Source organism: Stenotrophomonas sp. TWI377 (assembly GCF_039674525.1).
Lineage (GTDB): Bacteria > Pseudomonadota > Gammaproteobacteria > Xanthomonadales > Xanthomonadaceae > Stenotrophomonas.
This window is the reverse complement of the sequence record NZ_JBDJNT010000038.1, coordinates 1-8,436: the sequence shown is the minus strand read 5'-3', so window position 1 is coordinate 8,436 and position 8,436 is coordinate 1. Positions and strand designations below refer to the sequence as shown.

At 67.5% G+C, this 8,436-nt stretch carries 8 protein-coding genes; all 8 read left to right on the top strand.

The window, feature by feature from the left end:
- The first annotated feature begins 79 nt into the window (after positions 1-79).
- The 8 genes from ABE546_RS18450 to ABE546_RS18415 all read left to right on the top strand — a co-directional run bounded on the left by ABE546_RS18450 (position 80) and on the right by ABE546_RS18415 (position 8,363).
- Complete coding sequence (locus tag ABE546_RS18450) at positions 80-1,168, top strand: acetylornithine deacetylase (protein ID WP_346464652.1); 1,089 nt, start codon at positions 80-82, stop codon at positions 1,166-1,168.
- Positions 1,169-1,241: 73 nt separating this feature from the next.
- Positions 1,242-2,567 (top strand): acetylglutamate kinase, encoded by a 1,326-nt coding sequence (locus ABE546_RS18445; protein ID WP_313212351.1) that lies wholly within the window; start codon positions 1,242-1,244, stop codon positions 2,565-2,567.
- A 5-nt stretch (positions 2,568-2,572) separates the two neighbouring features.
- Positions 2,573-3,172, top strand: a complete 600-nt coding sequence (locus ABE546_RS18440) for a GNAT family protein (protein WP_259261505.1) — start codon at positions 2,573-2,575, stop codon at positions 3,170-3,172.
- Positions 3,169-4,122 (top strand): N-acetyl-gamma-glutamyl-phosphate reductase, encoded by a 954-nt coding sequence (gene argC / locus ABE546_RS18435; RefSeq protein ID WP_346464651.1) that lies wholly within the window; start codon positions 3,169-3,171, stop codon positions 4,120-4,122. Before ABE546_RS18440 ends, argC begins: the two co-directional genes overlap by 4 nt.
- A gap of 75 nt (positions 4,123-4,197) precedes the next feature.
- Complete coding sequence (gene argH / locus ABE546_RS18430; protein WP_293981763.1) at positions 4,198-5,493, top strand: argininosuccinate lyase; 1,296 nt, start codon at positions 4,198-4,200, stop codon at positions 5,491-5,493.
- 69 nt (positions 5,494-5,562) lie between these two features.
- On the top strand, positions 5,563-5,823 hold the full coding sequence (locus ABE546_RS18425; RefSeq protein ID WP_313218896.1) for a YciI family protein: 261 nt from the start codon (positions 5,563-5,565) through the stop codon (positions 5,821-5,823).
- Between the two features lie 13 nt (positions 5,824-5,836).
- Complete coding sequence (proB, locus tag ABE546_RS18420) at positions 5,837-6,985, top strand: glutamate 5-kinase (RefSeq protein WP_121038175.1); 1,149 nt, start codon at positions 5,837-5,839, stop codon at positions 6,983-6,985.
- A gap of 115 nt (positions 6,986-7,100) precedes the next feature.
- Positions 7,101-8,363: a glutamate-5-semialdehyde dehydrogenase gene (locus ABE546_RS18415; RefSeq protein WP_346464650.1), complete on the top strand. Its 1,263-nt coding sequence runs from the start codon at positions 7,101-7,103 to the stop codon at positions 8,361-8,363.
- Positions 8,364-8,436: the final 73 nt, after the last annotated feature.

Sequence of the window (8,436 nt, the reverse complement as noted above, 5' to 3'; positions counted from 1 at the left end):
CTCCTGGAACGGCCGGATCATTGCAGAGCCGGCCAGCGGCCGGCACTACCGATTTTGAACCCTACGGATACTCAGACACATGTTGGAACAGACACTCGATCATCTGCAGCAGCTCGTGTCCTTCGACACGCGCAATCCGCCGCGGGCGATCACCACCGGCGGCATCTTCGATTACCTGCGTGCGAACCTGCCCGGGTTCAACGTGGAGGTGATCGACCATGGCGACGGTGCGGTCAGCCTGTATGCGGTGCGTGGCACCCCGAAGTACCTGTTCAACGTGCACCTGGATACCGTGCCGGACTCGCCGCATTGGACGGCCGACCCACACGTGATGCGGCGCGCCGAGGACCGCGTGATCGGGCTGGGCGTGTGTGACATCAAGGGCGCTGCGGCGGCCTTGGTGGCTGCTGCCAACGCCAGCGATGGCGATGCCGCGTTCCTGTTCTCCAGCGACGAGGAAGCCAACGATCCGCGTTGCATCGCCGCCTTCCTGGCCCGTGGCATTCCGTATGAAGCGGTGCTGGTGGCCGAGCCGACCATGAGCGAAGCGGTGCTCGCGCACCGTGGCATCAGCTCGGTGCTGATGCAGTTCACCGGCCGCGCCGGGCATGCCTCGGGCAAGCAGGACGCGGCGGCCAGTGCACTGCATCAGGCGATGCGCTGGGGCAACCGCGCGTTGGACCATGTCGATTCGTTGTCGCATGCGCGCTTCGGCGGGCTGACCGGCCTGCGCTTCAACATCGGGCGCGTGGAAGGCGGCATCAAGGCCAACATGATCGCGCCCGCCGCCGAGGTGCGCTTCGGCTTCCGTCCGCTGCCGTCGATGGATATCGATGCGTTGCTGGCGACCTTCGCCGGTTTTGCCGAACCGGCCGCGGCGCAGTTCACCGAGACCTTCCGGGGCCCCAGTTTCCCGGCCGGCGACATCGCCGAAGCGGAAAACCGCCGCCTGGCCGCGCGCGACGTGGCCGATGCGCTGGATATTCCGATCGGCAACGCGGTGGACTTCTGGACCGAGGCGTCACTGTTCTCGGCCGGCGGCTACACCACGCTGGTGTATGGCCCGGGCGACATCGCCCAGGCCCACACCGCCGATGAGTTCGTGACGCTGGAGCAGTTGCAGCGTTACGCCGAATCCGTGCACCGCATCATCGCGCACGGCGCCTGATCGAATGACGCCGTCGTGGTCCCCCACTGACGGAACTCCCATCGCGGCCCCGGCCGCCTGCGACGATATCGAAATGCCTTCTTCCCAGCCCCACCGCCAGACCCGTCAGACCATCGTGCGCCTGCTCTCGAGCATGGCCAGCGCGAAGGAGATCAGCCAGTACCTCAAGCGTTTCTCGCAGCTGGACGCCAAACGCTTCGCCGTGGTCAAAGTCGGCGGCGCGGTGCTGCGCGATGACCTGGAGGCGCTGACCTCCTCACTGTCGTTCCTGCAGGAAGTCGGCCTGACCCCGATCGTGCTGCATGGCGCCGGTCCGCAGTTGGATGCCGAACTGTCGGCGGCCGGCATCGAGAAGCAGACCGTCAACGGCCTGCGCGTGACCTCGGCCGAAGGGCTGGCGATCGTGCGCCGGGTGTTCCAGGCCTCCAATCTGCAACTGGTCGAAGCCCTGCAGCAGAACGGTGCGCGCGCAACCTCGATCACCGGCGGCGTGTTCGAAGCCGAGTATCTGGACCAGGCCACCTACGGCCTGGTCGGTGAGGTCAAGAAGGTCAACCTGGCTCCGATCGAAGCCAGCCTGCGCGCCGGCTCGATCCCGGTGATCACCAGCCTGGGCGAAACCCGCTGCGGGCAGATCCTCAACGTCAACGCCGATTTCGCCGCCAACGAGCTGGTGCAGGAACTGCAGCCGTACAAGATCATCTTCCTGACCGGCACCGGCGGCCTGCTTGACGAAGAGGGCAAGGTGATCGACTCGATCAACCTGTCCACCGAGTACGACCAGCTGATGCAGCAGCCGTGGATCCATGGCGGCATGCGGGTCAAGATCGAACAGATCAAGGACCTGCTGGATCGCCTGCCACTGGAGTCCTCGGTGTCGATCACGCGCCCGGCGGACCTGGCCAAGGAGCTGTTCACCCACAAGGGTTCGGGCACGCTGGTGCGCAAGGGCGAGAAAGTGCTGCGCGCCACCGCCTGGGACGAACTGGACCTGCCGCGCCTGAAGCAGCTGATCGAATCCAGCTTCGGCCGCACCCTGGTGCCGGACTATTTCCAGAAAACCAAGCTGCTGCGCGCCTATGTGAGCGAGAACTATCGCACCGCGGTGATCCTCACCGACGAGCCCGAAGGCGTCTACCTGGACAAGTTCGCGGTGCTCGACGATGCGCAGGGCGAGGGCCTGGGCCGCGCGGTCTGGAATGTCATGCTGGACGAAACCCCGCAGCTGTTCTGGCGCTCACGCAACGGCAACCCGATCAATCACTTCTACTACGCCGAATCCGATGGCTGCTACAAGCAGGGCCACTGGAAGGTCTTCTGGTTCGGCGCCGATGGCTTCGACCGCATCAAAGCGTACGTCGAGCATTGCGCCGCACGCACCCCCAGCCTGGAGGGCTGAACCTCATGAATCTCGCCGATTGGACCAAGGTCCCCACACTGGCCGGCACACACGCCCGGCTGGAGCCGCTGCAGATGGCGCATATCGATGGCCTGCGCGGTGCACTGGGGGATGGCACCTTGTCCAAGCTCTGGTACACCCAGGTGCCCAGTGCGAAGACCATGACCGCCTACGTCCAGGCCGCGCTGCAGGCGCAGGCGGAGGGCAAGGTGTTGCCGTTCGCGGTCCTCAACGAGGCCGATGAAGTGGTCGGCACCACCCGCTACTACGATCTGGACGCCGAGGTGCCGCGCCTGAGCATCGGCTACACCTGGTACGGCGAGGCCGCCCAGCGCACCGGCATCAATACCGAAACCAAGCTGATGCTGCTCACGCATGCCTTCGAGCGGCTGGAATGCCTGAGCGTGGTGTTCGAGACCAGCTGGTTCAACCTCACCTCGCGCACCGCTATCGCGCGGTTGGGGGCCAAGCAGGACGGCGTGCTGCGCAACCACAAACGTCACCCGGATGGCACCCCGCGCGACACCGTCATCTTCTCCATCATCGATGCGGAATGGCAGGGGGTGAAACGCCACCTGCAGCACCGCCTGGACGCACACGCATGAGCACCAAGACCTTCACCGTCGGCATCGTCGGCGCCCGCGGGCACACCGGCGCCGAGCTGATCAAGCTGATCGCCGCCCACCCGCACCTGCAGCTGGGCTTTGTGTCCTCGCGCGAACTGGCCGGCCAGCGCGTGAGCGATCACCACAGCGACTGGCACGGTGAACTGCAGTTCGAGAACCTCGACGCCGACGCTGTCGCCGCCAAGGGCATGGATGCGGTGATCCTGGCACTGCCCAATGGCCTGTCCGCGCCGTTCGTCACCGCGCTGGATGCGGCCAGGCCGGACACGGTGATCGTCGATCTGTCGGCCGATCACCGCTTCGAGCCGAGCTGGTATTACGGCCTGCCGGAGCTGACCCGGGGCGACTACCTGGGCCAGAAGCACATCAGCAATCCGGGCTGCTACGCCACCGCGATGCAGCTGGCGATCAGCCCGCTGCTGCAGCAGCTGGCCGGCCCGCCGCAGTGTTTTGGTGTGTCCGGCTACTCCGGCGCGGGCACCACGCCCTCGGACAAGAACAATCCGGAACTGCTGCGTGACAACCTCATGCCGTATGCGCTGACCAACCATGTGCACGAGCGCGAAGTCACTGCGCACCTGCGCGTGCCGGTCGAGTTCATGCCGCATGTGGCGCCGCACTTCCGCGGCATCACCATGACCGTGAACCTGTGGCTCAACACGGTGGTCAAGCGCGAGGACGTGATCGCGCTCTATCAGAAGTACTACGCCAACGAAGCGTTGATCGACGTGATCGACGAAGCGCCCTGGGTAAGCCAGATTGCGGGCCGGCACGGCGTGCAGATCGGCGGCTTCGACGTGGCCCCGGGCGGCAAGCGCGTGGTGGTGGTGGCCACCCTGGACAACCTGCTCAAGGGCGCGGCCACCCAGGCGATGCAGAACCTCAACCTGGCACTGGGCCTGGACGAACTGGCCTCGATCCCGCACTGAATTCCCACGGCGCCGCGCGGCCCCCTGCGCGCGCCCTGACAACCCGGCGGAGCGAATCCGCCTACGGAGCAAGACATGGCAGACCTTCTGTGGCAGAAGCCCGGCGTGGCGGTAGACGCCAAGATCCAGACATTCCTGGCCGGCGATGATGTGATCCTGGACCGCGAGTTCTTCCTGTACGACGTGGCAGCCAGCAAGGCGCATGCGCAGGGCCTGGAGAACATCGGCATTCTCGGCAACGACGAACGCGTCGGCCTGCAGCGCGAGCTGGATGTGCTGGCCGAGGATTTCCGCAGTGGTGCGTTCGTGCTGGATGAGCGCTTCGAGGATTGCCACTCGGCGATCGAAGCGCGCCTGACCGAGCGCCTCGGCGATGCCGGTCGCAAGATCCACACCGGGCGCAGCCGCAACGACCAGATCCTGGTGGCGACCCGGTTGTGGCTGAAGGACAAGCTGCTGCGCGTGGCCGAGCTGAGCCGCGAGATCGCCAAGGTGGCGCTGGATCGTGCCGAGGCCGAAAAAGACCTGCCGGTGCCGGGCTATACCCACATCCAGCGCGCCGTCGTGTCCTCGGCGGGCATGTGGTGGGCCGGCTGGGCCGAAGCCTTCATCGACAACGCGATCCGCGCGCACGACACCTTCAACCTGGTCGACGCCAATCCGCTCGGCACGGCCGCCGGTTATGGCGTGAACCTGCCGCTGGACCGCGCGCACACCACCGAGGCACTCGGTTTCGCGCGGATGCAGATCTCGCCGATCTATGCCCAGCTGTCGCGCGGGAAGTTCGAGCTGGCCGCCCTGGAAGCGCTTGGCGGCGCCACGCTGGATCTGCGCCGCATCGCCTGGGACCTGTCGCTGTTCACCAGCGGCGAGTTCGGCTTTGTCGCGCTGCCGGCGCAGTACACCACCGGCAGTTCGATCATGCCCAACAAACGCAACCCGGACGTGATCGAACTGATGCGGGCCACCCACGCCAGCGTGGCCGCGGCCCGCACCGAGATCGAGCAGCTGCTGTCGCTGCCGTCGGGCTATCACCGCGATCTGCAGAGCAGCAAGGGCGCGATCTTCCATGGCTTCGGCCGCGGTCTGGCCGCGCTGGAACTGCTGCCGGCGCTGCTGGCCAACCTGGAATGGCGCGACGACAAGCTGCGTGCGGCGATCGATTCGGGCATGTACGCCACCGATGTCGCCGTGGAAGCGGCGGTGGCCGGTGTGCCGTTCCGCGAGGCCTACAAGGCCGCCGCCGCGGCGGCGGATACGGCCGGGCAGGGGCGGACCCCCGAAGGCAGCCTGGCCGCGCGCGTGTCGCCCGGCGCGGCCGCCGACCTGCGGCTGGATGAGCTGCGCGCCCGCTGGGCCGCACTGGTGTGATCACGACGGCGGCCGCAAGGCCGCCGTTTTTGTAACGTCTTGCCGGGCGCGCCCGGGAAAAGGACTCACATGAAAATCTGTTATCTGGTGATGGTCACCCGCACGCCGGACTTCCGCGATGAGGTCGGTGCCGAGCACGTGCGCTTTCTCGATGAGGTGCGGGCCCGCGGGCAGCTGCTGCTGACCGGTGGCTTCACCGACAAGAGCGGTGGCGCCTACGTGCTGCAGGACATCGCCGATCTGGCCGCTGCACAGGCGCTGGTCGACACCGATCCGCTGCTGGTGCAGGGCAGTGCCACCGCCCGTATCCACGAATGGAGTACGCGCTGAGCGCACCGACCCCATGAACCAGTCCGTGCCTTCGCCGTTCACCGAACAAGCCGTTCCGCAGTGGAAACGCGCCGTCCTCAAAGTGGGCAGCAGCCTGCTGGCGGCCGATGGCGGCGGCCTCTCGCCCCGCCACGCACTGGGGCTGGCCCAGTTCGTCTCGGCCAATGTCCTGGCCGGGCGTGAAGTGGTGATCGTGTCCTCCGGCGCGGTTGCCGCGGGTCGGGCGATCGTGCCGCGCGCGCTGGAAGCCGGGGCGGCGATGGCCGCACGGCAGGCACTGGCGGCGCTGGGCCAGGCGCAGTTGATCGGGCTGTGGCAGCGCTTCTTCGAACGCCCGGTGGCGCAGGTGCTGCTGACCCATGACGACCTGCGCAACCGTCGCCGCTATCTCAATGCCCGCGCCACGCTCAACGAACTACTGCGGCTGGGCGCGCTGCCGGTGGTCAACGAGAACGACACCGTTTCGGTGGATGAGCTCAAGCTCGGCGACAACGACAATCTGGCTGCGACCGTCGCTGCGCTGATCGACGCCGACGTGCTGTTCATCGCCACCGACATCGACGGCCTGTACAGCGCCGATCCGCGGCGTGATCCACAGGCACGGCCGATCCACGATGTGCCCGAGCTGACCGTCGAGGTGCTGGCGATGGCCGGGGGGGCCGGCAGCGGCGCGGGCACCGGCGGCATGCATACCAAGCTGGAGGCCGCGGCCAAGGCCGGGCGTGTCGGCATCGAGACCTGCCTGTTCAACGGGCGCAGCGCCGAGGTGGTGCGCGCGCTCAGCCAAGGCCGCCTCTTCGGCACCCGCATCCACGCCGCGCAGACCCGCGTGGCCGCGCGCAAGTACTGGCTGCGGCACGCGCCGCTGGAACCGGGCGCGATCCTGGTCGATACCGGTGCGGCCGATGCGCTGCGTGGCAAGGGCGCCTCGCTGCTGCCCGGCGGCGTGGTCGGCGCGGAAGGGGACTTCCGCCGCGGTGACATGGTCGAGATCCGGCAACGCACCGAGGCCGGCGAGGTCTGCCTGGCCCGTGGTGTCAGCCAGTACTCGGCCAGCGACATCCGCCGCGTCGCCGGGCGCCACTCGCGCGACATCGAAAGCGTGCTCGGCTACAACTACGGTGGCAACGTCATCCACCGTGACGATCTGGTGTTGCTGTAAAGCGTAAGAACATCCACGGGAGAGCCACGCCATGCGTGGCTGCGCAGCCTGGGCCGTTCGACCTCCCCCAGCCACGCATGGCGTGGCTCTACCGTGTTTTTTCAAGGATATTGAGATGGTCGCCAGTTCCACTACCGACATCCGCACCCAAGCGCTGGCCTGCCGCGAGGCTGCCCAGCAACTTGCTCAGCTGTCCTCCGCCGCCAAGGCCGATCTGCTCGAAGCGATGGCCGCGGCGCTGGACGCGGATACCGAGGCGATTCTCGCCGCCAACGCACGCGACCTGGCCGCCGCCACGGAGAAGGGCGTCGGCACGGCGATGCTGGATCGCCTGGCCTTGAACCCACAGCGCCTGGCCGGTATCGCCGCCGCGCTGCGCGAGGTGGCCGCGTTGCCCGATCCGGTCGGGCAGGTGACCCGCGATGACGTGCGTCCCAATGGCATCCGGGTGCAGAAGGTGCGCGTGCCGCTGGGCGTCATCGCGATGATCTACGAAGCGCGCCCGAACGTGACCGCCGATGCGGCCGCGCTGTGCATCAAGGCCGGCAACGGCGTGATCCTGCGCGGTGGTTCGGAGGCGATCCAGTCCAATGCCGCGATTGCCGCGTCGCTCAAGCGGGCGCTGCGCGAGGCCGGCATTGCCGATGCAGCGCTGACGCTGGTCGAGGATCTGCGCCGCGAGACCATGCTGGCGCTGCTGCAGCTCAACGACCTGATCGACCTGGCGATTCCGCGCGGCGGGGAAGGGCTGATCCGGTTCGTGGCCGAGCATGCCCGCGTACCGGTGATCAAGCATTACAAAGGCGTCTGCCATCTGTACGTGGACCGCGCCGCCGATCCTGCGCTGGCGCTGCGCCTGCTGGTGGACGGCAAGTGCAGCCGGCCGTCGGCCTGCAATTCGCTGGAGACGCTGCTGGTGCATGCCGACCTCGCGCCGACCTTCCTGCCGTTGGCGGCGAAGGTGCTGGCCGAACGTGGTGTGCAGCTACGCGCCGATGCGGTGGCACGCCAGTGGCTGCCCGATGCTGACGTGGCCAGCGACGACGATTACGCCGCCGAGTACCTGGACCTGATCATCGCCGTGCGCGTGGTGGATGACCTGGACACCGCCCTGGCGCATATCCAGCAGTACAGCTCGGACCACACCGAGGTGATTGCTACCGACGATGCCGCAGCGGCAGAGCGCTTCGTGCACGCGTTGCGTTCGGCGGTGGTGATGGTCAACGCCTCCTCGCGCTTCTCCGATGGTGGCGAGCTCGGCCTGGGTGCGGAGATCGGCATCTCCACCACTCGCCTGCACGCCTATGGCCCGATGGGGCTGGAAGCGCTCACCGTGGAGCGCTTCGTCGTCCGCGGCGAAGGCCAGACGCGCGCGTGACCCGGTAGAGCCGGGGGGCGGGCGGGGGCGCGACCAAAGCACAACACCAAGAACCCCCCCCCCGCCCGCCCAC

What these genes read in the sequence shown, in the direction of transcription:
- ABE546_RS18450 (WP_346464652.1), top strand. Translation starts at nt 80, where the DNA reads ATGTTGGAACAGACACTCGATCATCTGCAGCAGCTCGTGTCCTTCGAC.
- ABE546_RS18445 (WP_313212351.1), top strand. Translation starts at nt 1,242, where the DNA reads ATGCCTTCTTCCCAGCCCCACCGCCAGACCCGTCAGACCATCGTGCGC.
- ABE546_RS18440 (WP_259261505.1), top strand. Translation starts at nt 2,573, where the DNA reads ATGAATCTCGCCGATTGGACCAAGGTCCCCACACTGGCCGGCACACAC.
- argC (WP_346464651.1), top strand. Translation starts at nt 3,169, where the DNA reads ATGAGCACCAAGACCTTCACCGTCGGCATCGTCGGCGCCCGCGGGCAC.
- argH (WP_293981763.1), top strand. Translation starts at nt 4,198, where the DNA reads ATGGCAGACCTTCTGTGGCAGAAGCCCGGCGTGGCGGTAGACGCCAAG.
- ABE546_RS18425 (WP_313218896.1), top strand. Translation starts at nt 5,563, where the DNA reads ATGAAAATCTGTTATCTGGTGATGGTCACCCGCACGCCGGACTTCCGC.
- proB (WP_121038175.1), top strand. Translation starts at nt 5,837, where the DNA reads ATGAACCAGTCCGTGCCTTCGCCGTTCACCGAACAAGCCGTTCCGCAG.
- ABE546_RS18415 (WP_346464650.1), top strand. Translation starts at nt 7,101, where the DNA reads ATGGTCGCCAGTTCCACTACCGACATCCGCACCCAAGCGCTGGCCTGC.